The organism is Brenneria uluponensis (assembly GCF_032395385.1).
GTDB lineage: Bacteria > Pseudomonadota > Gammaproteobacteria > Enterobacterales > Enterobacteriaceae > Prodigiosinella > Prodigiosinella aquatilis.
Genome location: NZ_CP135917.1, coordinates 2,598,069 through 2,623,176, shown reverse-complemented (window position 1 = coordinate 2,623,176; position 25,108 = coordinate 2,598,069). Strand labels below are relative to the sequence as shown.

Sequence of the window (25,108 nt, the reverse complement as noted above, 5' to 3'; positions counted from 1 at the left end):
CTCCTGTGAGAATAGATTTCTGAGTAATTAAACCGTTATAAACCCTATTTTGTTGCTGCGTTAACTCGCCATCTTGTTAATTAAATCCATCATCTTGAGTTTGCTGTCGGTTGAGACTTTTCGGACTTCCAGCTCGATACCACGTTCATTAAGTTTCTTGAAGGCCTCAATGTCTTTCTCATCAATAGAAACGGCATTATTCACCTGGATTTTTCCCTGACGATAAGCCATACCACCAATGTTGATCGAAGTGATCTTGACACCGTTTTCCACCAGTTTAAGCACGTCAGTTGGGTTGGTGAAAAGCAGCATGACGCGGTCTGCGGCATATTTTGGATTGTTATAAACACGAATTGCTTTATCAACATCAACCACGTGAGCCGTGACTCCCGGTGGGGCGACTTGTGTCAGCAGCGTTCTACGAACGGTATCCGCTGCCACTTCATCACTGATAACGATAATGCGTTTAACGTTGGTTTCCTTAGTCCAGCGGGTGGCAACCTGCCCATGAATCAGGCGGTCATCAATACGGGCCAGACCGATTTCCATATGTCCACCAGCACCTGCCACGGGAACAGCCTTTGTTGTTGGTGATATTGCTTCGGGTGCCGACGGTTTTTCCGTATCGGCGGTTTTCAGTGCTTTTACCCCAGCACGACCTGCTTCCACTGCAATGGCAACCAATTCAGCGAACCCGGGGTTATCATCACGGGCCATGAAAGTTTCCACCAGCATAGGAATATTTACCCCGGCAATAACTTCATGATTTTCTTTATCGGTAACGATACGGCTGGCTGCGTTAAACGGGCTACCTCCCCAGGTATCAACCAAAAAAAGTACGCCTTGAGATGTATCCAGTTCAGCTAATTTGACCTGGTATTTCTCAATTAATATTTCAGCATTTTCTCCGGGCACGAAATCCATCCAGGCAACGTTGCTCTGTTCGCCGAGAATCATTTCAGCTGTTTTTAACAGCGGACCGGCAGTGGCTCCGTGAGTGCACAACATAATCGCAATACTCACTTGCTACCTCCTCATTAGTCACTATCTCGTAGAGTGTGTAATGTGTCAGATAATGCGGATAAATCATCGGGATGAATTTTTATCCGCAGTGATATCAGTATGGTCGTAAGAAACTTTCTTGCTTATTTTTTTGATACAAAAATATATGTATGGCATCGCACTATTCATGAATCGATTCAGGTTGTTCCTTGTTCAATAGTTTACTTCAAACAGTGAGTCGATTGATCCGGGAATCGGACTGGGCTCGCTATCTCCATGCGCATATGATGTGTTGCAACGGTTGAATGTTAGTGCAATCAACCTGTTTGTATATACCCATCATCTTTCAAGTTGCCGTTTGTCGTCTGTCTCCAGTGGCTCGATTGTCGTCTTCCTGCATCCTGAAATTTATGAAGCATATTATATGCCTACCGAAACAGGCGCGAACATGTATTAACGGGATTTATTTTACGGAGTGAAAAAATAAATTATGTGATATCGCTCCATAATTAGAGGAACGATGAGTGATCTGTTATGCAAATATGGAATAACTCACTGAGATGTTACAAATTTACGCCCAAAAACAGTGATTGAGAAAATCTTTGTGAAAAGGATAAACAACCTGATAAAGTTGATATCCCTAATATTTCAGAGGAGTTTCGGGCGGACGCCCATCCCATGGACTGTCACCGACGATTTTTTCTCTTTATGTCAGCCTTTGCTGGCGTTTTTCCTTTTCCTTCAATCAGCTGTTTTGGTGATCCTTGGCATTTTGCTGATTCTGTTTTCTTATTAATTTCCCCCATTGCAGTGACATCGTTGTCATTTGCTCGTTCATTTCCTGGAGTCTGACATGGAATTTTTGCTGGATCCTTCAATCTGGGCAGGCTTACTGACGTTGGTGGTACTCGAAATTGTCTTGGGTATCGATAATCTGGTTTTCGTCGCCATACTGGCGGATAAACTTCCGCCAAAACAACGTGATAAAGCACGCATTATCGGTTTATTGCTGGCGTTGCTGATGCGGCTTGGATTGCTCTCGTTGATTTCATGGATGGTGACGCTGACCCGGATATTATTTCATGTAGGTAATTTCAGTTTCTCCGGCCGCGATTTGATTCTGCTCGTCGGGGGGATATTTTTATTGTTTAAAGCCACGATGGAGTTGCACGAGCGGTTAGAAAATCGACCACTTGATGTAAATGATGGACGAACCCATGCCAGCTTTTGGGTGGTTGTGGCGCAGATAGTGATTCTGGATGCGGTTTTTTCACTGGATGCCGTGATTACCGCAGTAGGTATGGTTAATCACCTTGGTATCATGATGACGGCGGTGGTAATTGCCATGGGCATGATGCTACTGGCTTCCAAACCATTGACTCGTTTTGTAAATGCTCATCAGACGGTGGTAGTTCTGTGCCTGAGTTTCCTGCTGATGATTGGTTTGAGCCTGGTGGCTGAAGGTTTTGGTTTCCATATTCCTAAAGGCTATCTGTATGCGGCCATCGGTTTCTCCATTCTTATTGAGATGTTTAATCAGATAGCCCGTCATAACTTTATCAAGCATCAATCACATCGTCCGATGCGTGAGCGTACAGCTGAAGCCATTTTGCGCTTGATGGGCGCTCGCAAAGCCATGATTGAGCATGATGAGGCTCAGCCACTGCTGAAGTCCGAAGAGACATTCGCTGAGGAAGAGCGTTACATGATTAGTGGTGTATTGACGCTGGCTTCCCGAACATTACGTAGTGTCATGACACCACGCACGGATATTTCCTGGGTGAACTGCGAGCGTTCGGTTGAGGCAATCCGCATACAATTGCTAGATACGCCGCACAGTTTGTTTCCGGTGTGCCGGGGCGAGTTGGATGAACTGGTTGGGGTAGTGCGCGCTAAAGATTTGCTGGTTGCTTTGGAAGAACATGCGGATGTCGAAAATTTTGCCGCTGCCAACCCGCCAATTGTTGTACCGGAGACGCTTGACGTCATTAATTTGTTGCCGGTACTGCGCCGGGCCAAGGGCAGTTTAGTCATGGTAAGCAACGAATTTGGCGTTATACAAGGGCTGGTGACACCATTGGACGTGCTTGAAGCGATTGCCGGTGAATTTCCGGATGAAGACGAAACACTGGATATTGTGGCAGATGGCAATGGCTGGCTGGTGAAAGGGGGAACGGCGCTACACGCATTGCAGCAGGTACTCAACAGCAGCGAGCTGGTGGACCCGAAAGAAGACTACACTTCGCTGGCAGGATTGCTGCTGGCGCACAGTGATGAATTTCCTAAAGTGGGGGATATCGTTGAGCTGCATCGACTGCGTTTCCAGGTTATAGCGGCGACAGACTATCGAGTTGAGCTGGTCCGGGTTGAACGTATTCCTGACCCGACTCGGGAAGATGCGCGTTAATTACCAGATAGTGGATAGAAGAACGTGTTACCAGCACGGTAATGCTAATCATTTGAACGTGATAATTAAGGGCGCATACGGGTGCAGTTAGCTGATGGATGCTGCTCCGTATGCCATCCCTGGTTTTCGTCTTAATGGGCGGGTATGGCGACTACCCGCGCCAGGTTTGATCTTGTTGCAGATAATCGAACGATGAAATGATGTGATAACGACGGGTGTCGAAAATGGTAGTCAGTCGCACTGTACCTTAATTGCCAGGCCACCTCGTGAGGTTTCTCGATATTTGGCGTTCATGTCTTTACCCGTTTCGTACATGGTTTCGATCACTTTATCCAGCGAAACGCGTGGCTCGGTGGTACGACGCATTGCCATGCGTGTGGCATTAATGGCTTTTACTGAAGCGATTGCATTGCGTTCAATGCAGGGAACCTGTACCTGACCGGCAACCGGATCGCAGGTTAACCCCAGATTGTGTTCCATCCCGATTTCCGCAGCGACGCACACTTGTTCTGGACTGGCACCCAGCAATTCTGCCAGTCCGGCCGCTGCCATTGAGCAGGCTACCCCGACTTCTCCCTGACAACCCACTTCTGCGCCGGAAATCGAGGCGTTCATTTTGTAGAGTGTACCGATGGCACCGGCTGCCAGGAAATAACGCAGATAGATTCCCGGACCTACTGGTTCAATAAAATGGTCATAATAAGCCAGTACAGCGGGGACAATGCCGCAAGCGCCGTTGGTGGGGGCGGTGACGACACGTCCGCCAGCAGCGTTTTCCTCATTGACTGCCAGCGCAAACATATTAACCCAATCCACCACATTCATCGGGTCGTTAGACAGTTTGTCAGAAGAGACTAACATACGGCGTAATGCCGCTGCTCGACGGGGAACCCGTAACGGACCAGGTAGTACGCCTTCGGTATTTATGCCACGATCAATACAGGCACGCATGGTTTGCCAGATGGCGGCAAAATAGTCGTCAATTTCCTGACGGCTATGCAGTGCCAGCTCATTACGCATCATCATGCCTGAGATGGATAAACCGCCTTGTTTGCAGTGAGCCAGTATCTCCAGGGCATAGCGATAGGGGTGTGGTACGCTAATGGTGCTCTCAATGGTTTTACCAAAGTTGGCTTCATCCACAATAAAACCGCCACCAATGGAATAGTAGGTTTTGCTGAAGAGTGTTTTGTTACCGGCAAAAGCCGTGATAGTCATTCCGTTTTCGTGCAAAGGTAAATTTTCACTGCGGAAAACCATCCCACCTTCGCGGGGGAAATCGACCTCATGTTCACCGGATAACAGCAGCCGTTCGCGTTGCTCTATATCGCGGATGAAAGCGGGAATCGCATCAATATCCACTGTATCTGGCATATTCCCCGCCAGACCAAGGATAATCGCAATATCGGTGTGGTGCCCTTTGCCGGTTAATGAAAGGGAACCATAGACGTCAACTGATACGCGAGTAGTGGCGACCAATAGCGATGCCTGTTTTAATTCATCGACAAATTGCTTACCGGCTTTCATCGGTCCAACCGTATGAGAGCTAGAGGGGCCAATACCGATTTTGAACATGTCGAATACGCTTATCACACTGAAACTCCTTTAAAAGCGCAGGATGCTGCCGATGGCTAGAATAAAACTCGATGGATCGCCGCTATTGTAGAGGGGAGTATACTGACATGTTCTTTTTTTCGCATGAAATAAACTTATGCCATCTTGCAATAGAACTTATAGTACATCTGTTTTGTTTAGGGGAAAAAGGTGGGTTACGTTGCAATTAGCATGCAGGGCAAAATAAATACCACTAATAGATTAAGCCGTTATTGAAATGATATGAACATAAGAACGCAATCGTCAATTATCCGCGCAATAAAGAGCAAGATCTGTACTGACCAATTAGGATACCTGTAATGCAAGCTGACAGATGATCGTGGCAGTCAGTCCCCAAACAAACTGTTGCTGATACCATGATAGATAAACCCGATGACGCTGTTGATTTCGTTCAATGTCCAATGAATGGTAACGGGTCAGAGAAAATGCTTCGTAGAGCGGTATTTCAAATAGCTCGGCAACCTCATCTTCGCTGGGATGAAACGGTGTATCTGCTGGTAATAAGCCAATGACAGGCGTGACCTGATAGCCACTGCTGCTGTCCAGTGCGGGTAACGTGCCTAGTATCTGAACCGCGTTGGGTGATATTGCAACTTCTTCCTGAGCCTCGCGTAATGCGGTTTCGATCAGAGAGCTATCTCCCGGATCGGCAGCACCGCCGGGAAAGGCGACCTGCCCGGCATGTTTCCGCAACCAGGGGGCACGGCGGGTCAGCAGTAATGTGGGTTCGGCACGACGAATAATTGGCACCAGTACCGCTGCATGGCGATGATTACGGGCGGGGGTCAGCAAAGGTGCGCTTTGCAATTGAAAACGGGTGATGAACCGTTCCAGACTGAACGGCTGTCGCAATGGGTAAGGGTATAACACGTTGTGTTCCATTATTGAATGTGTCACAAATCAATGCCTGTTTTTGTCCGGAATAGTTTGTTCTAGTAACGGCAAAATCCGCCCAACTTTGTCAAACGTTTCCTGATATTCCGATTGCTCCTGACTGTCGGCGACAATACCGCCACCTGCCCAGCAGTAAATCGTGTGTTGAGCGGTGACCAGGGTACGGATAGTAATATTGGTATCCATTGTGCCACAGACGCTCAAATAACCAATACTGCCACAATATGCAGTACGTCGTTGTGGCTCCAGTTCTTCAATAATCTCCATCGCTCGGACTTTCGGTGCGCCGGTAATAGAACCACCGGGAAAACAGGCCCGAAGCAGATCCGTGGCATGCTGGTGGTCCGGTAGTGTGGCTTCAATGGTGCTGACGAGATGATGTACTGCCGGGAATGGTTCAATGATGAACAATTCAGGGACGCTGACAGTACCAGGAACAGCCACCCGGCCAATGTCGTTGCGCAGCAGATCGACAATCATAAGATTCTCTGCTCGGTCTTTGCCTGACGATGCCAGCCGCTCAGCTTGTCTGGCATCGTCGTTCGCATCAGCTAATCGCGGCAATGTCCCTTTGATTGGGCGAGTCTGGATCTGGTTATCATGCAACCACAGAAAACGTTCTGGCGAGGTGCTGATGATCGTGTTTTCAGGTAGCCGGAGAAAGGCGGAAAATGGTGCGCGATTACTGGCTGAAAGACGTAGAAATGCCTGCCACTCATCGCCGTCGTAATGTGCGTGGAAACGTTGTGTCAGATTGACCTGATAACAATCACCTGCGTGCAGATAATCCTGAATACGGCGGAATTTTTCACCGTACTGCTGTCGGGACATATTGGCTTGCCAGGGACTACTGAGTCTGAAATCACGGGAGTGAACCGCGGCAGGCAGCGCATTAAGCCAGGTTAGTCGGGCATCGGGATTGCCATGTACCACCAGTGTCAAGGTTTGCTTATGATGGTCGGCAATCAATGCCCAGTCATAGAGGCCTACAGCCATATCCGGTACATCGATATCCTGAAGGGCAATACTGGGGATTCGCTCTACCCGGCGTCCTAAGTCATAACCAAACAATCCCAGTGCACCGCCCTGAAATGGAAAATCAGGATGGGAGTCCGCGTGAAGGCCCAGCGTGTCCATCTGCTGTTTTAGCAGACTGAACGGGTCTTGTTCAGAAATATGACAGTGACCATCTACATCAATTTCGGTGCTGTTTCCACGGGTCTGCAAGGTGACTAATGGGTCGGAGACAAGTATGTCGAACCGGTTATGCACGTGTTCGGCGAAGCCGGAATGCAACAGCATCGACCAGGGGCGGTGTGATAATGCAGCGAAAAGCGTTAATAAAGCATCAGGCTGGTATGGAAGTGCATGGTAGACTATCGGGGTTTGCATAGGTTCTCGGTTCTTATCATGCTGATGGCCGGAGTATGTGGTTAATGTAGATTAATGGCCAATTTCAGACATGTAAGCGTACCATAAATTGTAGGCATACGGCGCAGCCGTACAACGTATCATGATGAAAACCGTTTCAGGAGAATAACAATGTACGCAGGTACCCCGGCGTTGACGCATGAACAGCAACAGCAGGCAGTGGAGGAAATTCACGCGCTTATGGCTGAAGGGTTAAGTAGTGGTGAAGCAATCGCTCTGGTTGCTGCGGCGCTACGTCAGAGCCATCAGGGGGAGAACGTTTCCGCCATGTTTGATGATGAAGATGATGAGAATGCGGACCAGGAATAACACCGCATTCTCTGTCAGTCAGATCGCCGCAATAGCTTTGATTTCGACCTTAAATCGCGGATTCATCAGTTTTGCCTGTACGGTGCAGCGAACCGGGGCACTGCCGGAAACGACCCAGGCATCCCAGGCGACATTCATGGCCGCAAAGTCCCCTGCATCAGCCAGAAAAATGGTGACATCCAACAGACGGCTTTTATCCGTTCCTGCTTGTTGTAAAACACTATCCAGTGCAGTCAGCGCGTTTTCAGTCTGCGCCTGTGCATCTTCATCCAGATTTTCCGGCACGCTGGTATAGTACAACGTGTGATTGTAAATGACAGCATCCGACCAGCGTTGTTCTGGATTGATGCGGGTGATTGGCATCATTGGTGACCTCGTATTCAGTCATGACGATAAAGTGCATGAGACTACCATATTCTTTCACCACTGCATTCTTTAGCGGTTGATTAAAGTGGTGCCCTGAGGACAGGCTTGACATAATCAGCCTCCAATATCCGTTCTGGAACATCAGAAATCAAGAGAGGCAGAGTGGCATCAGTAAGCGATGATTTTGCAACCGATGGTGTGTTGGCACTGGCCATCAGCGGATTTAAACCGCGTGAGCCACAGCGGCAAATGGCAGCGGCGGTAGAAAAGGCCATCGCACAACAACAACCATTGGTGGTGGAAGCAGGAACCGGCACCGGTAAGACGTATGCCTATTTGGCCCCGGCATTACGTGCCGGTAAGAAAGTCATTATCTCCACCGGTTCAAAAGCATTGCAAGATCAGCTTTATAGCCGCGATTTGCCTACCGTGGCACAAGCTCTGAATTATCAGGGATCGTTGGCATTGCTGAAGGGACGCGCTAATTATCTGTGTACCGAGCGGCTTGAACAGCAATCACTGGCGGGGGGGGATCTGCCGGTGGAAACCCTGAGAGAACTGGTATGGCTACGGCGGTGGTCATCAGAAACGTTGGATGGTGACATCGGTAACTGTGGTGAAGTAGCCGAAGACAGTCAGGTCTGGCCGTTGGTCACCAGTACCAACGACAATTGCCTGGGAAGCGATTGCCCTCACTATAAAGACTGTTTCGTCGTCAAGGCACGTCGACGTGCGATGGACGCGGATGTTGTCGTGGTAAATCATCATCTGTATCTGGCTGATATGGTGGTAAAAGAGAGTGGCTTCGCCGAACTGATTCCAGATAGCGATGTGGTTATTTTTGATGAAGCACATCAGATTCCGGATATCGCCAGCCAATATTTTGGTCAGCAGCTTTCCAGTCGCCAACTGATGGACCTGGCGAAAGACATGATTATTGCTTACCGCACTGAAGTCCGTGATGCCGCACAGTTGCAGAAAAGTGCTGATCGGTTAATGCAAAGTACACAGGATTTTCGTCTGGCGCTGGGTGATCCCGGTTTTCGGGGTAACTTACGTGACATTGTCACAGACGCATCTCTTCAATGCTCACTGACACTGCTTGATGATGCGCTTGAGCTTTGCTATGACGTGGCAAAACTATCCCTGGGACGTTCGGCATTGCTGGATGCCGCTTTTGATCGTGCAACGCTGTTTCGTAGCCGTCTGAAACGTCTGTTGGATGTTCAGCAATCAGGTTATAGCTACTGGTATGAATGCAATGCCCGCCATTTTGTATTGGCACTGACACCCTTGTCGGTGGCGGATCGCTTCCGTGATGTGATGAAAGAAAAACCCGTCAGTTGGATATTTACCTCAGCCACCCTGTCAGTGAATGATCAGCTTGCACATTTTACGTCGCGTCTTGGTCTGGATAATGCCACTACGTTGTTATTGCCTAGCCCTTTTGATTACACGCGTCAGACATTACTGTGTGTCCCGCGTTACCTGCCGGAAACTAACCGCCCTGGTGCGGCAAAACAGCTCGCCCGCATATTGTGTCCGTTAATTGAGGCGAATCAGGGGCGCTGTTTTATGTTGTGTACCTCGCATCAGATGATGCGCGATCTGGCGGCTGAGTTTCGTGCATCATTGACGCTACCCGTGTTATTACAGGGAGAAACCAGTAAACCACAGTTGTTGTCTCAGTTTATCTCCGCTGGCAATGCGTTACTGGTGGCAACCAGCAGTTTCTGGGAAGGCGTGGATGTGCGTGGGGATGCGCTATCCTGTGTGATTATCGATAAGCTCCCTTTTACCTCACCAGATGACCCATTGCTGAAAGCACGAATGGAAGATTGTCGTGTGCATGGCGGTGATCCTTTTGGTGAAATACAACTGCCAGATGCAGTGATCACACTGAAGCAAGGTGTGGGACGCCTGATCCGCGATGTTGATGACCGAGGCGTGCTGGTTATCTGCGACAGCCGTTTGGTGATGCGTCCTTATGGCGAGGTTTTTCTCAATAGCTTGCCACCTGCGCCTCGCACACGGGATATCGCTCAGGCAATTGATTTCCTGACGATGAAACCGTGACGGCAATCCATTTGGCGCTGTGCTATCATGCGCGCCGTTAAGATTTTTTCTCCCTGCCTGAGGTTGGCATGTCTACGCGAATTTTAGCGCTTGATACCGCAACAGAAGCCTGTTCCGTTGCACTATGGAATGATGGTGAAATCCATTCGTTATTTGAAGTCTGTCCCCGCGAACATACCCAGCGCGTATTGCCGATGGTGCAGCAAATCCTGACCGAATCCAGTCTGTCGCTCTGCGATCTGGACGTGCTGGCTTTCGGACAAGGGCCGGGAAGTTTTACCGGCGTTCGCATTGGTATTGGTATTGCGCAAGGGTTGGCTTTGGGCGCAAATTTGCCGATGATTGGCATTTCCACGCTGGCGACAATGGCGCAGGGAGCATTCCGGTTTACCGGTGCTACCCAGGTCCTGGCCGCTATCGATGCCAGAATGAGCGAAGTGTATTGGGCAGAGTATCGCCACGATGCTAACGGTGCCTGGTTAGGTGGTGATACGGAAGCGGTGTTGACACCGCAACAGGTACAGACGCAGACGGCAACACTTGAAGGCAACTGGGCCACAGCAGGTACTGGTTGGCAAACTTATCCGGATTTAGTGCGTCATCCGGTTATTTCATTACAGGATAGTGGCGTGCTGTTGCCACATGCTGAAGATATGTTGCCGCTGGCTATCCAGCAGTGGCAGGCGGGGCTGTCAGTAAGTGTCGAGATGGCTCAGCCATGCTATTTACGCAATGAAGTCACATGGAAGAAGTTACCGGGCCGGTAGTAAACCGCAACTTAAGGAATGCCTTATAGTCTAACTATCAGGTTGTGAAAAAAGTGCGTGCTATGGCAATCAATCACTCTTTGTGTGGTGTTCAGATCATGTATTCATCACTACGTTTCAAAATATATGGTGTACTGCTGGTGACCAGCGGATTGTTAACTGGCTGTGTGACGGTGCCGGAAGCGATTAGGGGAACCTCTCCGACACCGCAGACTGATTTGGTTCGGGTAATGAATGCTCCCTCGTTGTACGTCGGTCAGGAGTCACGTTTCGGTGGACGGGTGGTTGGTATTCGTAATGAGGCGGATAGAACTCGCTTGGAAATCAGCAGTATGCCGCTAGATGATGGCGCTCGTCCGCGCCTGGGCGCACTCTCCGATGGGCGTTTTATTGCTTATGTAAAAGGTTTCCTCGAACCGGTGGATTTTAAAAACCAACTGGTGACAGTTGTCGGGCCTATTACCGGGACAGAACAAGGCACAATCGGTCATAGGCCTTATCGTTATGTGGTAATTGATGCTCAGGGTTATAAGCGTTGGCGTGTGGTTCAACAGGTGGTTCTGCCACCACGTGCTTATGATCCGTGGTGGGGACAGCGATATCCATATGGCTGGGGACCTGGTTGGGGCGATAGTATGGAATACGGACCTGCCCAGATTGAGTCAGTAGTGACAGAATAACAATGGCGTAATGCTATTTGTTGTAGTAGAGGCGACTTTGGTCGCCTTATTTTTTGCATTGATTGTAAAATGTTGAAATAAGTGATCGGCCTCTCAACCTGGACATTGTTTATTTTCCAGTGAGCAAGTCGCGTTAAAATAATGTTAAAAGCCACTCAAGACTGGGACTGAGCATGCCACTAAGAAAAAATCTCGGGAGTGCCGCCTTGGAAAAAATCTGGTTAGCCCGTTACCCGGTCGATGTGCCGGTTGAAATTGATCCGGATCGTTATTCATCCCTGATTGAGTTGTTTGAAAATGCGGTGACACGCTATGCCGATCAACCTGCGTTTATTAATATGGGGGAGGTGATGACCTTCCGTAAGTTGGAAGAGCGTAGTCGAGCGTTTGCCGCCTATTTGCAAAACCAGCTGAAACTGCAGAAAGGTGATCGCATTGCACTGATGATGCCTAATTTATTGCAATATCCGGTGGCGTTATTCGGTGTTTTGCGTGCCGGTATGGTTGTGGTAAATATCAACCCGCTCTATACCCCTCGCGAGTTGGAGTATCAGCTTAAAGACAGTGGCGCCAGTGCTATTGTGATTGTTTCCAATTTTGCGCATACGCTGGAAAAAGTGGTTTATAACACGCAAGTTAAGCACGTTATTTTGACTCGTATGGGAGATCAGCTTTCTACGGTCAAGGGGACACTGGTTAACTTTGTGGTGAAATATATCAAGCGACTGGTACCGAAATATCACCTACCGGGTGCCATCTCATTCCGTCTCGCTTTGCAGCAGGGGCGCCGGCTACAGTATGTGAAGCCGGATATTACTAACGATGATCTGGCTTTTTTGCAGTACACCGGTGGTACGACCGGTATACCCAAAGGAGCGATGCTGACGCACCGCAATATGCAGGCTAATCTGATGCAGGCGAAGGCGGCCTACAGTCCGCTATTGCAAGAGGGACATGAACTGGTTGTCACTGCATTGCCGATGTATCACATTTATGCCCTGACAGTGAACTGCCTGTTGTTTGTTGAAATGGGTGGACAGAATCTGCTGATTACCAATCCTCGAGACATCCCGGAAATGGTGAAAGAGTTCAGCCGATACGCTATTACCGCGATGACGGGTGTCAATACGCTATTCAACGCGCTGTTGAATAACCGTGAATTTCAACAACTGGATTTATCCACACTGCGTCTGTCGGTGGGCGGTGGGGCATCAGTACAGAAAACGGTGGCTGAGCGTTGGGAAAAGCTGACCGGACATCACATACTGGAAGGCTATGGACTGACAGAAAGCTCACCACTGGTAACGGGTAATCCTTATGATCTGAAACATTACAATGGCAGTATCGGTTTACCGGTATCCTCTACCGATGTTCGCATTGTAGGTGAAGATGGCAATGATGTTGAACCGGGTGAACCTGGTGAGTTATGGGTACGTGGGCCACAGGTGATGCGGGGTTATTGGCAACAGCCTGCAGCAACCGAGGATATATTGAAGGAGGGCTGGCTGCTCACCGGTGATATTGTGACCGCAGATGAACAGGGTTTTTTGCGAATTGTCGATCGCAAGAAAGACATGATTCTGGTGTCTGGTTTTAATGTCTATCCGAATGAAATTGAGGAAGTGGTCAGTCAACATCCCAAAGTGTCTGAAGTTGCAGCTATTGGTGTGCCCAGTGAGTTTTCCGGTGAGGCGGTAAAAGTTTTTGTGGTCCGTCGGGATCCCTCTCTGACGGAAGATGAACTGATTACGCACTGTCGTCGAAACCTTACGGGTTACAAAGTCCCCAGACTTTTTGAGTTTCGAGATGAATTACCGAAGTCTATGGTCGGTAAGATCCTGCGCCGGGAATTACGTAGTGATCAATCAGCCGCCTGAATGATGCCTGCTCTTGCGAAAAAGGTATATTGAACAGGCCTGACTGAATCAGCAGAACACGTTATGATAGCCTCATCAGTCACAGCCAGTGTTTCTAAGCCAAGGGTGATACCCATTCCTTCGTATTGTGCCCATTATTGGGCAGTCTGGCGCACTATTCTGAACGCCGGTTTGACCGGCTTTATTTTTATTGTCACAACCATTTGTTGGACACAACCAAGAGAACGATGTTTTGAATTATCAGTTAATCACTACCGATGCCGGGTTACAGCAGGTTTGTATGCAGGCGCGCCGTGTCACTCATGTGGCGCTGGACACTGAATTTGTCCGCACCCGCACTTATTATCCGCAATTGGGATTGATTCAATTGTATGACGGTGATGCGCTTTCGCTTATTGATCCGTTGGCTATCAGCGATTGGACGCCGTTTAAGGCGTTGTTACAGGATGTGCAGGTAGTGAAATTTCTGCATGCAGGCAGTGAAGATCTTGAAGTGTTTCTCAATGCGTTCGGTATGACTCCCACACCTTTTATTGATACCCAGATCCTGGCGGCTTTCCTTGGCCGTCCGCTTTCTTGTGGTTTTGCAACGCTGGTAGAGGAGTATATGCAGGTTACATTGGATAAAAGCGAGTCACGCACGGATTGGATCGCTCGTCCACTAAGTGAGAAACAGTGTGACTATGCCGCCGCCGATGTGTTTTATCTGTTACCGATGGCCTTGAGGCTGGTGGAGGAAGCTAAAGTAGCGGGCTGGTTAGAGGCGGCACTGGATGAATGCAAGCTGCTTTGTCAGCGTCGTCAAGAGGTTGTCGATCCAGCGCTGGCGTATCGAGATATCAATAATGCCTGGCAGTTGCGAGGGTGCCATCTGGCTTGTTTGCAGCGATTGGCCGATTGGCGGTTACGTAAAGCCCGAGAGCGTGATAGTGCGGTTAATTTTATTGTCAGAGAAGAGCATCTCTGGCAGGTTGCCCGTTTCCTGCCAAATTCATTGGGTGAGATGGATTCACTGGGATTAAGCGGTCCGGAAATCCGCTATCATGGTAAAACCTTGTTAATGCTGGTGGAGGAGAGCCGTAATTTGGCCGAGGCGGATTATCCACCACCAGTAATCAATCTGATCGAATATCCTGGTTATAAAAAAGTCTTTAAAGAGATCAAGTCGCTAATTCAAAGCTGTAGTGAGCATAGTGGTTTATCTGCTGAATTGCTGGCCTCCCGCCGCCAAATTAATCGTCTGTTGAATTGGCACTGGAAATTAGCACATCAGGAAAGCAAACCCGAGCTGCTTGCTGGTTGGCGTAATGAATTATTGGGTGACGCATTGCGAGAAATTTTGGCGAACTATTAATTTTTTGTCAGCGTAGGTGATATTTTATCCCACCATGAATATTCTCTGCTGCTGTCCTGTTATGGTAATTCAGAGAGAATAATTAGTCTGGCTTATTAATAGTAATGAAATTGTTCGTAGGAAGGGTAAAATAAGAACAAGCAGTAACACTAGATAAATATGGAATCCCCTGCAATTTCTGCAGGGGATAATTAGAACGGAGGGATCATTTAGGTGTTTCTTCAGGTTCAGGCAATGTCACATTCAGTTCAAGCACCGATATATCATCGCCTTTCTGTTCTAGCTGAACTGTCACCATTTCGGGATCTATCTGTACATATTTACAGATGACCTCTAAAATATCCCGCTTTAATTGCGGCAAATAATGGGGCTCACTGTCCCCCCGACGTCGTTCCGCGACAATAATTTGCAGCCGTTCCTTGGCAATATTTGCTGTCGTTTTTTTTCGGGACAGAAAAAAATCAAGTAGGGCCATTATTTATCCCCCAAAAAGTCGTTTAAGGAAACCTTTCTTCTCTTCCTCAATGAAGCGATAAGGCCGTTCTTCTCCTAACAAACGATCCACCGTATCAGCATACGCTTTCCCGGCATCGGAGTCCCCATCCAGAATGATGGGTTCACCCTGGTTTGACGCCCGGAGCACTGACTGGTCTTCCGGAATAACACCAAGCACGGGAATGCGCAGAATTTCCAGTACGTCTTCCATACTGAGCATATCACCACGATTAACGCGGCCTGGATTATAACGGGTCAGCAGCAGATGCTCTTTAATCGGTTCTTCGGAGCGTTCAGAACGACGTGATTTGGAAGAGAGGATACCCAGAATGCGATCGGAGTCGCGTACTGAAGAAACCTCCGGATTGGTGGTGATAACGGCTTCATCAGCGAAATAAAGCGCCATCAGCGCGCCAGTCTCAATACCGGCTGGCGAGTCGCAGATGATAAACTCGAACTCCATTTCGGCCAGAGTGTTAAGTACGTTTTCCACGCCATCGCGGGTTAACGCCTCTTTATCTCGGGTCTGGGAAGCGGGCAGAATGTACAGATTCTCGGTGCGTTTATCCTTGATCAATGCCTGGTTTAGAGTGGCATCACCTTGAATGACATTCACAAAATCGTAAACCACCCGGCGTTCACATCCCATAATCAGGTCAAGGTTACGAAGACCGATGTCAAAATCAATGACAACCGTCTTCTTCCCTTTTTGGGCTAAACCGGTAGCAATGGCCGCACTTGAAGTGGTCTTGCCAACGCCCCCTTTACCCGATGTAACAACAATGATGCGTGCCATAAATGATTCCTTGTCAAGGGCTTAATCTAGAGGTTTGATGTTTAGAACGTTATCCAGCAGGTTGAGATTTAACCGTGCAGCCTGTCCTAAATAGGATTCCGGTATCTGGTCACTGAGCCAGTATCGACCGGCGATGGATACCAGTTCAGCAGACAGATGCGTGCAAAAAATCTGGCTTTGAACATCGCCAGATACGCCTGCCAGGGCGCGGCCCCGCATCATGCCATAAATATGTATGTTACCGTCGGCGATCACTTCGGCGCCTGCGCTAACGCTGCTGGTGATGATAAGATCGCAGTTGCGAGCATAAATCTGTTGACCGGAACGCACCGGAGTGTTCACCACCTTGGTTTTGATTGTCGCTGGTGCAACAGGCTCCGTCACCCGATGTTTGCCTTTCCCTTCGCTTAACAGCGGCAAACCGGCTTGTTCAATCGCCGCTTTCAACTTTGCATCTTTACACCCGCTGACGCCGACAACACGTAACCCGGTGGACGAAATGGCTTGCTGCAGTTTTGTCCAGTTTGCTTCTGCAGTCAGCATCGAAATATTAATTACGACCGGCGCATTTTTAAAAAACGCGGGAGCCTGCTCGATCTTTTCTTGCAGTGCCTGATAAACCACCTCGGGTTGTTGATCATACAAATGAACAACCGATAAGGTAAAGCTACTGCCTTTTAGCTCAATTGGCGTTTGTGACATCTATCCTGACTCAGTTTCAGCATCTTTAAATCCCCGAACTAACATTCGAGGCATGATATTCCAGAGCGCTGCAAGCATGTTATAGTTACATGAATATACAGGCAAGACACCGCTTCCATTAATTAGAGTAAAAAAAATGTTTTGTGTGATCTATCGAAGCGCTAAACGCGACCAAACATATCTGTATGTCGAAAAAAAAGACGATTTTTCCCGTGTGCCGGAAACGTTAATGAAAAGTTTCGGTGAACCTCATTTGGTAATGTTATTACCGCTGAATGGCAGTAAAAAACTGGCTTCAGCCGATATAGAAAAAGTAAAGCAGTGTTTGAATGAGCAGGGATTTTATCTGCAGTTACCGCCAGTGACAGAAAATTTATTAAATGCTCATCAGGTAAGTGTAAAAAGTGATACCTGAATTATTTTAGGATAATACCTGAGGATGTAGACATAATTAGCGACTTAATTTCATTAAGTCTGTAGTCAGAATAAGTCAGGGGAAAGAGTAATATCGTCCTTTTTATCTGTTTTATACTGATTTATATACAGGGGTGTCAGGCTGAAGATGCAGGATGCTATTTCACATTTTCTGTATCATATGGCGTGCTTTGTGCTCAGATATCTGACCGGTTCCTCCCGCAGAATGTAGCGCAGACCCTTTTCAGTATATGACAGTTTTTGTACTATCATGGTTTGAGTTGTTGCCTTTAATTGCTATTGGTATCAAGGTGATGGTGTCAATGACGCAATGGTTCATTAATAAACAGGTCAGGAGAAGAAACATGTATCAGCATAGAGACTGGCAGGGCGCGTTGTTGGATGTCCCGGTCAACAAGGTAGTGTGTGTGGGCAGCAACTATTCGGAGCATATCTGGGAGATGGGTAGTGCGACCCCCGTTGAGCCAGTACTGTTCATTAAGCCGGAAACGGCTTTGTGCGATATGTGTCAACCTGTGGCCATTCCCAAGCATTTGGGTTCCGTACATCATGAAGTGGAGCTGGCGGTATTGATCGGTACACCACTAAAACAGGCGAATGAAGAGCTTGTGGCCCGTGCAATTGCCGGTTATGGGGTGGCATTGGATTTGACCTTGCGTGATTTGCAGGCAAATTTCAAAAAGGCGGGGCAACCGTGGGAAAAGGCCAAAGGTTTTGATGGTTCTTGTCCTATTTCTGGCTTTATTTCCGTGTCGGAATTTGGTGATCCACAGCAGACTGAATTAGGGCTTAGTATTAATGGCGAGATACGTCAGCAAGGGAATACACGTGACATGATCACGCCGATCCTGCCGTTGATCGCTTACATGAGCCGTTTTTTCACACTACGTGCCGGAGATATCATACTGACAGGAACACCTCAGGGCGTGGGACCACTTCAATCCGGGGATATACTGACCATTACCTTGAACGAAAATACCCTGAATACCCGCGTTATATGAGCAGGGTGCTGCCTGCTGTGACAACGGGTGGGGTGGGCTCTTGTTTAGCATCAATAAAACCGTTATATAGTGCTTCCCGTTTGTCACCATGGATACCTCAATGAAGCAATTACCTTTTTGGGAACAAAAAACGCTGGCTGAAATGTCTGATGAGGAGTGGGAAGCTCTCTGTGACGGTTGTGGGCGTTGTTGCTTGCATAAGCTTATTGATGAGGACACCGAAGAGGTTTATTTCACCAATGTGGCATGTAATCAATTGAATATCAAAAATTGTCAGTGCCGCAATTATTCACGTCGTTTTGAATATGAACCGGATTGCATCAAACTGACGCGAGAGAATTTAGTCACGTTCAATTGGCTACCGGAAACGTGCGCTTATCGTCTGGTCCATGAAGGGAAAAGCTTGCCACATTGGCATCCACTGATTGTTGGCTCAAAGGCGGCGATGCATCAGGCACAAATATCGGTACGCTATATTGCCGTACGGGAAAACGACGTGGTGGACTGGCAAGATCATATCCTCAACAAGCCTGATTGGGCGAGTTAACTATCTGATTTATATGGTATTATTGGTCACACAGAATATGCGTGGGGCATGGGTGGGGCATCAGAGATAAAACTCGCGTTCAAAATACTCATCTGATCCACGTTGTTGTCGGTCATCCATTTTCCATAAACGCTGTAAACCATCTGAGCCGAAGTGTGCCCCATTTGTGTTGCGATGAAACTTGGGTTTGCTCCAGCACTGAGCGCCCAGCACGCGAAAGTATGTCTGGATTCATATGCTTTTCGATGCCGAATACCCGCACGTTTCAATAATTGATTCCATGTCGCGCCGAATGAACCTGGGGCATACCAGTCTCCCCCTTTCCCGTTTCTCGCCGTAAGTTTAGGCACAAAGACGAAGCTGCATAAATCGATTCGTGTTTTCCCGAATTCCCTTAGATGCACCTCTATATCGTGTTGTTTTGTCAACGCCACGATCTTTGACCGTTATTTGCCATTTTCATGCCCGCTAGATGCTTTCTTTACTGATGCTGTCCGCTTTCCGCCATTTCATCGTCACTGATTGGCGTGGCGTTTTTGGTCAGCACTCCAGCTTTACGTTTTTCCTTCAACCTATAGCTTTCTCCTTTGATATTCAGCGTGGTTGAGTGATGCAGCAGCCGATCCAGGATCGCCGTAGCCAGCACGTTATCTCCAAACATCTCTCCCCAGTCTGCGAAGCCTTTATTTGACGTCAGGATGATGCTCGCTTTTTCATATCGACGGTTCAGTAGCCGGAAGAACAGGCCGGCTTCCTCTCTGGTCATTGGCAGATAGCCTATTTCATCCAGGATCAGCACCCGGACATAACTCAGTTGCTGTAACTGGCGCTCCAGCCGGTTTTCCAGTTTCGCTTTCATCAGCGTCGCGATCAGTCTGTCCAGTGGCATGAACAGTACCCGATGCCCTGCATCCGCCGCTTTCACGCCGAGAGCAACGGCCAGATGGGTTTTCCCGACACCTGGAGGACCCAGCAGGATTACATTCTCGCAGCGCTCCACGAACGCCAGACCGGCCAGCTCCCGGACAACCTTACGATCGATGCCCGGCTGGAAGGTGAAGTCGAACTGCTCCAGCGTTTTGACCCATGGCAGACGCGCCTGCTTCAGTCGGGACTCCATGCCGCGCTGATGTCTGCCGTTCCACTCCTGCTGCAGCGCCATGCACAGGAACTCCCGGTAGTTCAGCTCTTTTTTAGCCGCCTGCTCCAGCAGGCTTTCAACGTGATAGCTCAGGTGCTCCATTTTCAGGCGACTCAGCAGCGCTTCAAGTTCATGCATCACAGCAACTCCTCATAAGCACTCAGTGGGCGATGTTCTACCATGCTGACCTGCTGCCAGAGCGGGGCGTGGTGTTCCGGCACAGTCTGCCAGCCAGACGATGCTGAACAGAGTCGGTGTGACGCCACCTGTTGCTCATTGCTGTAGATCCGCAACTCATCATCCAGTGAGATCCGTATTGAGACCGGCTGTCCACACAAGGTTTCAGGAACACTGTAACGATTGCCGCCAACCTCGATATAACTGTCCCAGGACACATGGCGGATGTCGAAGTAGCTGGTATCGAAGTCTGTATCCGGCAACGGCTGCAGATGCTCCTGTTCCAGCGCGAAGCGCTGTTCCGGTGTTTCTTTGAACTGGCGAAGCTCCCGTTTATCAGCAACATCCGCCATCCACTGCTCCAGTTGCTGGTTAACATGAGCGAAGCTGTCGAACGTGCGGTACCGGACGAAGAAGTTCTCCTTGAGATACTTCACCATCCGCTCTACTTTTCCTTTGGTTCTGGCCCTGCGTGGGCGGCAGGCCCGTGGCAGGAAGTCATAGTGATCGGCCAGCAAGAGGAACCCGGAGTTGAACACCACTTTTCCGTTGTTATTTTTCAGCACCGCTGCCTTCTGGTTATCAACCAGCACAGTTTTCACACTGCCATCGAAGTAGCGGAAGGCGCGAACCAGCGACTCATAGGTGTGTTCAGCATCCTGCTTTGGCGCGGCGAAGACATGGAAGCGTCGGGAGAACCCCAGCGTATTAACCGCGAAGTTAACTTTACACCGTAGCCCGGCAACCTCCAGCTCGACTTCGCCCCAGTCGTGCTGGAGCTGATATCCCGGCTGGGTTTCGAAGCGAACCGTTCTTTTTGATGGGCGCATTTTACGTTTGGGCTGGATGTAGTAACGCAGCATGGAACGCCCGCCGGTATAGCCCATTGCCTTAATTTCCGCGAGGATGACCTCGCTATTCCAGACATTCTCGGCCAGGCGCATGTCAATGTAGTCCATAAACGGTTTCAGCTTAACCATTTTGTGGCGAGTCTTTCTGGCTGGCGGTTCAGGGTATTTGAGGTAGCGTCTGACAGTTCGTTCAGAGCAACCCACCTGAGTCGCAATATCGACAATGTACGCACCCTGCTGGCGCATTTGCTTTATCATGTAAAAGTCCTCTCTGCTCAGCATGTTGATGTCCTTTCTGGTGTGAGAACCTAAAGGAAACAACATGTAGGGTGGAGCGGACAATACTAATGGTGAATTACCGTCTTATATCACTGGCGCTAACAGTTTTCCCATGCGCGTATATGCCATCTGGTTTTTCAGTGCCTGAATGGCTGACTGAGTCAGATTAATAACCCGGTTGCCCGCATCGGTCTTTGGCGGCGTGAAGTGTCCTTTGATAGCAATATTTCTGCTGATAGTGATCGTCCAGTGTTTTAGGTCAATGTCTTCCCATGTCAGTGCGCATATTTCACCATGGCGCATACCGGTGTTCACCGCGAGGATCCATAGGTTTCTGATTTGCTCAGAGGGACACGCGTCAAGTAGGCGAGCATATTCATCTTTCGTTAATGGGTCTGGTTCGGCTTTGCTTTTGCGAAGAGGGTCAACGCCAGAAAATGGTGATTTTTCTATATATCCATTGAGTTCGGCAAAACGAAACATTCCGCCCAGACAGTTCATATAGACGTTTACTGTTCTTACCGTACGCCCCTTTTTAGCCGAACGGTTTTTCTGATGCTTTCCGCAAATTTGATAACCGGTCAACAGTTCTTTTCGGACAAGTAGCATGTCTTCATTGTTAAATCTACCGACAGTTTTCTCTGGCCCGAGTATTTCTGTACAGATTTTGATATATGAAACATATCTGGTGTGCGCATTCTTTGTTATTTCCATGCGTTTCAGTTCCAACCACCGTACAGCCAATTCTTTCAGTGTGACCTCTGGCTGAACAAAACCGAATTTACGCAAATTAGGTGACTGCGGAAACTGCACCGCGTAGTTGAACATCCCTATTTTTATGGCGTAACAGATGGATGTACGTAATTCACCTGCCACTTTCCTGTTTTTGGGTGTGTCAGGAACACCCAAACTTTCCCTTACACGCACACCCTGATAGATAAACCACAGTCGCAGCGTACCACCGTGGTTTTCTACTCCTGTAGGGTACTTACTCATAACGATTCCTCGCCTGGTTGATGGTAAGGGTATTTAAGCAAATTGCCGACGCGGTTTCGCTGATGCCTGACGTTCGATCCAGCGATCAATTTCATCGAGATTGTAAAAACAGGGGCTGTTATCCCACGGTTGCCCGTCGAACGAGACGTGTTTGTATTCTTTCCCTTCAAGAAAAGATTTCTCACGAGCCTTCTTCAAGGTTCCTTTTTTTATGCCTTTCAGAGCGATGAGCTGCTCTTCTGAAACCCATTTTCCCGGGGAGACGATCATCATCATTACTTCACCCATGATTTCCCTCAGTTAGCCCCGTCCGGGGTCATTGATAATTCAAAATCAGACAGTCCATCTGACCGGCCTGCGTATGTTTGATCGGTAAGGCGGAACATCATGTCCTCCGATGCTTCGCGCGGGACTCGCTGGCCTCTTTGCAGGTGAGGCACAGCGTGCAGCCTGGGTATGCCCGGCGCCGGGCCTCTTCAATGGCATCACCGCATTCTTTGCATTCGGTTGCTGACACAGCAGTTCTATCTATGCGGTGAGAGCTTATAGCCACGGAACGTTGTAAATCCTCAGTTTCACTAGCGCGATCGATATCATCTGCCATAAATTTCTCTTCTATTAATGGGGAGGTTTCCACCTCCCAGACCATTAAAATTTCCGGCACTCAAAACGGAATATCGTCGTCGTAAAGGGGTTCTGATTGTTGCTGTGCTGCGGCCTGCTGGAGCTTGGATTGGGGAATGCCATTTTGTCGATCATAGGGATTTCCTGATGTGTAAGGGTTCCCTTGCTGTCCGCCGCGTTGACCTGTTGATTGCCGGTGGTCGTGATTTCGTTCGTCTTTGTCTTTCATTGAGTTTTCAAGATTTACTATTGCTTCTGCAGGCGCGTTCTCCGCGTGTTCGGCATACGTCCGGCGCGTTCCTGGCTGGAACACGTGACGCACTTCAAATTTATATCCATCCGATCCATCCTGTTTCGTGTAGAGGACTTTCTGCAGAAACAAACCGACTTTCTTCCCTTCCAATGCGGGGCAGTGCCATTCTGTGCCTTCGGCAGTCGGTACTTGCACAGGTTGAGCTTGCTTCACTTGAGCAACCCACATCAGAGCAGAGACCAATCCCATTCCGAACGTTTGCTGCCCATCTTTGCCGATGAAATTAATGCGCAAGTAGTTAGCCTTGGCTCCATTCGAATCAAGAGACAGTTCCAGCGCCTGGGACTGACTTCCGTCCCGGCCAAATGTATAGATTGCAGAGGTTACGACGCCCTCGTACGCACCTGTTTCACTTATTCCGGCAGATGTTCCAGCTTTTTTCGCCATTTCTGCAGCGTCGGCATTCCAGACAAAACTCATTGGTTGATTCATGGTGTGATCCTTAATCTTTATAAATCTGTCATAAATTCGGTGATTGCCACATCGACCGCTTTCAGGTCGTTATCCATTTCCGTTTTATCTGGAAACATATCTGGCGGTGCCTTGGCCGTATCATTGTCATCGCCTTTAATCAGGAATACGTGCTTGCCGTCTTTCTTGATAGCCCTCAGCACGATTGAGAAATATCCTTCAGGCGTCAGCTTTTCATTCAACATTTTCCCGGTGGTTTTCATCCTGATTTTTCCTTCGCTCTCTTCTGTGTGAGCTAGGAAATAAACGCGGAAATCGTCAGGTAACAGCGTGGCCGCAGTAATGATCCGCCAGACGTGATCCGCCATTTCTGTGAATTTTGCATACCCGGTCTGATAGGCCCGATTCATATTTTCGTGCTGCATGACAACCTGGAAATCGTCAATGATCAGCACGCGGCGTGTAGGTGACTTGACCATTCGATAAATTGTATCCAGTACAATTTCCCAATTATCAGAGCGCAGAACGTTCCCGCGCTGTTTAGTTCCGTCCGGCAATTCTTTACCGTGCAATTTCCAACCTGCAGATTTGAATGGCAACATTTTGGGAATGCATTGCAGCAGCATCACTTCATCGGGATTGAAATTGCGCAAGCTGTATGACTTGCCTGCGCCAGAGTCACCGAGGATCAGCACTGGCGTTCCCATTAGATGCCCCCGTTAAGCCAGTGTCTGGCCGTGTATTTGATGTCTTCATCCATATCACTGGAAATCAACCAGCGCAGATACCCGGGATCCACTTTTGACAGTTCCGCAAAGGTTTTCCCTTTGTGCTTGCCGAAGCGCATGGCGTGGAGCAGGGACGGGTTGTTTGTTATTTCCCGCATTTCCCTCATAGTCCATTGCGCCATGCGTCCCATATAGATGAGCAATTCAGCGGTGACATAACAGTCATATAGTGCGCGGTGGGCGTAGAGACCTTCCGGTAATTCGGGCTTCAGTCCTAGGCTGTAACGCAGGTACTGGTTGCTGTGGCTGGCATGATCCGGGAATAGTTTCCGTGCCAGCTTCATTGTGCAAATCCATGGGGAATCAATTTGCGGCAGTTTTGCTTTATCAAACGCCGCGTTGTGGGCAACGTAAGCATCGGCCCCCAAATAGCGACCAACAACCTCGCTAATTAGTGGTGCGCTTTCAACCATATCCTCAGTGATATGGTGAATCGCCATCGCTTCAAAACTGATAGCCTCGGGTGGACGAACCAGATCGCTCATAGGATTACAGATGACGCCATCAACAATGTCGACACTGGCAATCTCGACGATGCCACCCTCAAAACTGGTGGTTTCCGTATCAATGACTCGTAACATGATTTTCTCCATCCGTAATGGCGTCACAAACTGCGTCATACTCCGCGAGCTTGAGAGCGATAAATTCAAGGTCTGTGGGCGAAATGCCGCTGTTTAGACATATCAACGCGATGCACTGCAGCGCTACCTGATGCTCTAGTGGGTGAGTTAACATGCCCGCCTCCGGAAATTGAGGCGTGAAAAATTTGCTTTCA

At 48.7% G+C, this 25,108-nt stretch carries 25 protein-coding genes and 2 pseudogenes; 10 read left to right on the top strand and 17 right to left on the bottom strand.

Going from position 1 to position 25,108, the window contains the following annotated elements; all coding sequences use genetic code 11:
* Nucleotides 1–60: 60 nt before the first annotated feature.
* The gene (gene manX, locus RS889_RS12105) at nucleotides 61–1,023 is read right to left on the bottom strand and encodes a PTS mannose transporter subunit IIAB (protein WP_315707444.1); all 963 of its coding nucleotides are present in this window, start codon (nucleotides 1,021–1,023) and stop codon (nucleotides 61–63) included.
* Nucleotides 1,024–1,855: 832 nt separating this feature from the next.
* Here manX and RS889_RS12100 point away from each other — a divergent pair.
* Nucleotides 1,856–3,409, top strand: a complete 1,554-nt coding sequence (locus RS889_RS12100; protein WP_021015840.1) for a TerC family protein — start codon at nucleotides 1,856–1,858, stop codon at nucleotides 3,407–3,409.
* A gap of 231 nt (nucleotides 3,410–3,640) precedes the next feature.
* Here the strand turns inward: RS889_RS12100 and RS889_RS12095 are convergent, their stop codons facing one another.
* The 3 genes from RS889_RS12095 to pabB form a co-directional block, all read right to left on the bottom strand.
* Entirely contained in the window at nucleotides 3,641–5,002 is a 1,362-nt protein-coding gene (locus tag RS889_RS12095; RefSeq protein ID WP_315707443.1) for an L-serine ammonia-lyase, read from the bottom strand.
* A gap of 306 nt (nucleotides 5,003–5,308) precedes the next feature.
* Nucleotides 5,309–5,905, bottom strand: a complete 597-nt coding sequence (locus RS889_RS12090; protein ID WP_315711038.1) for a CoA pyrophosphatase — start codon at nucleotides 5,903–5,905, stop codon at nucleotides 5,309–5,311.
* 18 nt (nucleotides 5,906–5,923) lie between these two features.
* The gene (pabB, locus tag RS889_RS12085; protein WP_315707442.1) at nucleotides 5,924–7,309 is read right to left on the bottom strand and encodes an aminodeoxychorismate synthase component 1; all 1,386 of its coding nucleotides are present in this window, start codon (nucleotides 7,307–7,309) and stop codon (nucleotides 5,924–5,926) included.
* A gap of 150 nt (nucleotides 7,310–7,459) precedes the next feature.
* On the opposite strand from pabB, the gene RS889_RS12080 reads away from it, so the two are divergent.
* Nucleotides 7,460–7,657, top strand: coding sequence for a YoaH family protein (locus tag RS889_RS12080; protein WP_021015844.1), 198 nt, complete (start codon nucleotides 7,460–7,462; stop codon nucleotides 7,655–7,657).
* Nucleotides 7,658–7,675: 18 nt separating this feature from the next.
* Here RS889_RS12080 and RS889_RS12075 read toward each other — a convergent pair whose 3' ends face one another.
* Nucleotides 7,676–8,020 carry a RidA family protein gene (locus RS889_RS12075; protein WP_315711036.1) on the bottom strand — a complete coding sequence of 115 codons (345 nt, stop codon included), beginning with the start codon at nucleotides 8,018–8,020 and terminating at the stop codon, nucleotides 7,676–7,678.
* Nucleotides 8,021–8,185: 165 nt separating this feature from the next.
* On the opposite strand from RS889_RS12075, the gene yoaA reads away from it, so the two are divergent.
* From yoaA to rnd, 5 genes are all read left to right on the top strand, one after another.
* Nucleotides 8,186–10,099, top strand: a complete 1,914-nt coding sequence (yoaA, locus tag RS889_RS12070; protein ID WP_315707441.1) for a DNA repair helicase YoaA — start codon at nucleotides 8,186–8,188, stop codon at nucleotides 10,097–10,099.
* Between the two features lie 68 nt (nucleotides 10,100–10,167).
* Nucleotides 10,168–10,866, top strand: coding sequence for a tRNA (adenosine(37)-N6)-threonylcarbamoyltransferase complex dimerization subunit type 1 TsaB (gene tsaB, locus RS889_RS12065; protein WP_315707440.1), 699 nt, complete (start codon nucleotides 10,168–10,170; stop codon nucleotides 10,864–10,866).
* A gap of 98 nt (nucleotides 10,867–10,964) precedes the next feature.
* Entirely contained in the window at nucleotides 10,965–11,546 is a 582-nt protein-coding gene (locus RS889_RS12060; protein WP_315707439.1) for a Slp family lipoprotein, read from the top strand.
* 206 nt (nucleotides 11,547–11,752) lie between these two features.
* Complete coding sequence (fadD, locus tag RS889_RS12055; RefSeq protein WP_315711034.1) at nucleotides 11,753–13,423, top strand: long-chain-fatty-acid--CoA ligase FadD; 1,671 nt, start codon at nucleotides 11,753–11,755, stop codon at nucleotides 13,421–13,423.
* A 232-nt stretch (nucleotides 13,424–13,655) separates the two neighbouring features.
* Nucleotides 13,656–14,777: a ribonuclease D gene (gene rnd, locus RS889_RS12050; RefSeq protein ID WP_315707438.1), complete on the top strand. Its 1,122-nt coding sequence runs from the start codon at nucleotides 13,656–13,658 to the stop codon at nucleotides 14,775–14,777.
* A gap of 205 nt (nucleotides 14,778–14,982) precedes the next feature.
* Here the strand turns inward: rnd and minE are convergent, their stop codons facing one another.
* The 3 genes from minE to minC are packed head-to-tail and all read right to left on the bottom strand — an operon-like array spanning nucleotide 14,983 to nucleotide 16,770.
* Nucleotides 14,983–15,252, bottom strand: a complete 270-nt coding sequence (minE, locus tag RS889_RS12045; RefSeq protein WP_021015851.1) for a cell division topological specificity factor MinE — start codon at nucleotides 15,250–15,252, stop codon at nucleotides 14,983–14,985.
* A 3-nt stretch (nucleotides 15,253–15,255) separates the two neighbouring features.
* On the bottom strand, nucleotides 15,256–16,068 hold the full coding sequence (minD, locus tag RS889_RS12040; RefSeq protein ID WP_021015852.1) for a septum site-determining protein MinD: 813 nt from the start codon (nucleotides 16,066–16,068) through the stop codon (nucleotides 15,256–15,258).
* Between the two features lie 21 nt (nucleotides 16,069–16,089).
* The gene (minC, locus tag RS889_RS12035) at nucleotides 16,090–16,770 is read right to left on the bottom strand and encodes a septum site-determining protein MinC (protein ID WP_315707437.1); all 681 of its coding nucleotides are present in this window, start codon (nucleotides 16,768–16,770) and stop codon (nucleotides 16,090–16,092) included.
* 136 nt (nucleotides 16,771–16,906) lie between these two features.
* Between minC and RS889_RS12030 the strand changes: the two genes are divergently transcribed.
* The 3 genes from RS889_RS12030 (at nucleotide 16,907) to RS889_RS12020 (ending at nucleotide 18,753) form a co-directional block, all read left to right on the top strand.
* The gene (locus RS889_RS12030; RefSeq protein ID WP_021015854.1) at nucleotides 16,907–17,185 is read left to right on the top strand and encodes a YcgL domain-containing protein; all 279 of its coding nucleotides are present in this window, start codon (nucleotides 16,907–16,909) and stop codon (nucleotides 17,183–17,185) included.
* Between the two features lie 364 nt (nucleotides 17,186–17,549).
* Entirely contained in the window at nucleotides 17,550–18,206 is a 657-nt protein-coding gene (locus RS889_RS12025) for a fumarylacetoacetate hydrolase family protein (protein ID WP_315707436.1), read from the top strand.
* A gap of 100 nt (nucleotides 18,207–18,306) precedes the next feature.
* Nucleotides 18,307–18,753: a YcgN family cysteine cluster protein gene (locus tag RS889_RS12020; RefSeq protein WP_315707435.1), complete on the top strand. Its 447-nt coding sequence runs from the start codon at nucleotides 18,307–18,309 to the stop codon at nucleotides 18,751–18,753.
* A gap of 26 nt (nucleotides 18,754–18,779) precedes the next feature.
* On the opposite strand, the pseudogene RS889_RS12015 reads toward RS889_RS12020, so the two are convergent.
* The 9 genes and pseudogenes from RS889_RS12015 to exoX form a co-directional block, all read right to left on the bottom strand.
* A pseudogene (locus RS889_RS12015) lies at nucleotides 18,780–19,160 on the bottom strand (tyrosine-type recombinase/integrase); the annotation flags it as partial.
* Nucleotides 19,161–19,234: 74 nt separating this feature from the next.
* Nucleotides 19,235–20,032: an IS21-like element helper ATPase IstB gene (gene istB / locus RS889_RS12010; protein ID WP_315707434.1), complete on the bottom strand. Its 798-nt coding sequence runs from the start codon at nucleotides 20,030–20,032 to the stop codon at nucleotides 19,235–19,237.
* A complete protein-coding gene (gene istA / locus RS889_RS12005; RefSeq protein WP_315707433.1) occupies nucleotides 20,032–21,204 on the bottom strand; it encodes an IS21 family transposase in 1,173 nt (390 codons plus the stop codon). Before istA ends, istB begins: the two co-directional genes overlap by 1 nt.
* 102 nt (nucleotides 21,205–21,306) lie before the next feature.
* A pseudogene (locus tag RS889_RS12000) lies at nucleotides 21,307–22,197 on the bottom strand (Arm DNA-binding domain-containing protein); the annotation flags it as partial.
* Nucleotides 22,198–22,230: 33 nt separating this feature from the next.
* A complete protein-coding gene (xisR, locus tag RS889_RS11995; RefSeq protein WP_315707432.1) occupies nucleotides 22,231–22,485 on the bottom strand; it encodes an excisionase family protein in 255 nt (84 codons plus the stop codon).
* A 97-nt stretch (nucleotides 22,486–22,582) separates the two neighbouring features.
* Nucleotides 22,583–22,801: a TraR/DksA family transcriptional regulator gene (locus RS889_RS11990; RefSeq protein WP_315711032.1), complete on the bottom strand. Its 219-nt coding sequence runs from the start codon at nucleotides 22,799–22,801 to the stop codon at nucleotides 22,583–22,585.
* A gap of 60 nt (nucleotides 22,802–22,861) precedes the next feature.
* A complete protein-coding gene (locus tag RS889_RS11985; RefSeq protein ID WP_315707431.1) occupies nucleotides 22,862–23,566 on the bottom strand; it encodes a hypothetical protein in 705 nt (234 codons plus the stop codon).
* Between the two features lie 17 nt (nucleotides 23,567–23,583).
* Nucleotides 23,584–24,252 carry a DEAD/DEAH box helicase family protein gene (locus RS889_RS11980; protein WP_021017449.1) on the bottom strand — a complete coding sequence of 223 codons (669 nt, stop codon included), beginning with the start codon at nucleotides 24,250–24,252 and terminating at the stop codon, nucleotides 23,584–23,586.
* Complete coding sequence (exoX, locus tag RS889_RS11975) at nucleotides 24,252–24,914, bottom strand: exodeoxyribonuclease X (protein WP_315707430.1); 663 nt, start codon at nucleotides 24,912–24,914, stop codon at nucleotides 24,252–24,254. Before exoX ends, RS889_RS11980 begins: the two co-directional genes overlap by 1 nt.
* Nucleotides 24,915–25,108 lie beyond the last annotated feature (194 nt).

What these genes read in the sequence shown, in the direction of transcription:
- minC (WP_315707437.1), bottom strand. Translation starts at nt 16,770, where the DNA reads ATGTCACAAACGCCAATTGAGCTAAAAGGCAGTAGCTTTACCTTATCG.
- istA (WP_315707433.1), bottom strand. Translation starts at nt 21,204, where the DNA reads ATGCTGAGCAGAGAGGACTTTTACATGATAAAGCAAATGCGCCAGCAG.
- minD (WP_021015852.1), bottom strand. Translation starts at nt 16,068, where the DNA reads ATGGCACGCATCATTGTTGTTACATCGGGTAAAGGGGGCGTTGGCAAG.
- xisR (WP_315707432.1), bottom strand. Translation starts at nt 22,485, where the DNA reads ATGGGTGAAGTAATGATGATGATCGTCTCCCCGGGAAAATGGGTTTCA.
- RS889_RS12090 (WP_315711038.1), bottom strand. Translation starts at nt 5,905, where the DNA reads ATGGAACACAACGTGTTATACCCTTACCCATTGCGACAGCCGTTCAGT.
- tsaB (WP_315707440.1), top strand. Translation starts at nt 10,168, where the DNA reads ATGTCTACGCGAATTTTAGCGCTTGATACCGCAACAGAAGCCTGTTCC.
- RS889_RS12030 (WP_021015854.1), top strand. Translation starts at nt 16,907, where the DNA reads ATGTTTTGTGTGATCTATCGAAGCGCTAAACGCGACCAAACATATCTG.
- RS889_RS12025 (WP_315707436.1), top strand. Translation starts at nt 17,550, where the DNA reads ATGTATCAGCATAGAGACTGGCAGGGCGCGTTGTTGGATGTCCCGGTC.
- RS889_RS12060 (WP_315707439.1), top strand. Translation starts at nt 10,965, where the DNA reads ATGTATTCATCACTACGTTTCAAAATATATGGTGTACTGCTGGTGACC.
- RS889_RS11980 (WP_021017449.1), bottom strand. Translation starts at nt 24,252, where the DNA reads ATGGGAACGCCAGTGCTGATCCTCGGTGACTCTGGCGCAGGCAAGTCA.
- istB (WP_315707434.1), bottom strand. Translation starts at nt 20,032, where the DNA reads ATGCATGAACTTGAAGCGCTGCTGAGTCGCCTGAAAATGGAGCACCTG.
- RS889_RS11985 (WP_315707431.1), bottom strand. Translation starts at nt 23,566, where the DNA reads ATGAATCAACCAATGAGTTTTGTCTGGAATGCCGACGCTGCAGAAATG.
- pabB (WP_315707442.1), bottom strand. Translation starts at nt 7,309, where the DNA reads ATGCAAACCCCGATAGTCTACCATGCACTTCCATACCAGCCTGATGCT.
- minE (WP_021015851.1), bottom strand. Translation starts at nt 15,252, where the DNA reads ATGGCCCTACTTGATTTTTTTCTGTCCCGAAAAAAAACGACAGCAAAT.
- RS889_RS12075 (WP_315711036.1), bottom strand. Translation starts at nt 8,020, where the DNA reads ATGCCAATCACCCGCATCAATCCAGAACAACGCTGGTCGGATGCTGTC.
- exoX (WP_315707430.1), bottom strand. Translation starts at nt 24,914, where the DNA reads ATGTTACGAGTCATTGATACGGAAACCACCAGTTTTGAGGGTGGCATC.
- RS889_RS12100 (WP_021015840.1), top strand. Translation starts at nt 1,856, where the DNA reads ATGGAATTTTTGCTGGATCCTTCAATCTGGGCAGGCTTACTGACGTTG.
- RS889_RS12080 (WP_021015844.1), top strand. Translation starts at nt 7,460, where the DNA reads ATGTACGCAGGTACCCCGGCGTTGACGCATGAACAGCAACAGCAGGCA.
- RS889_RS11990 (WP_315711032.1), bottom strand. Translation starts at nt 22,801, where the DNA reads ATGGCAGATGATATCGATCGCGCTAGTGAAACTGAGGATTTACAACGT.
- RS889_RS12020 (WP_315707435.1), top strand. Translation starts at nt 18,307, where the DNA reads ATGAAGCAATTACCTTTTTGGGAACAAAAAACGCTGGCTGAAATGTCT.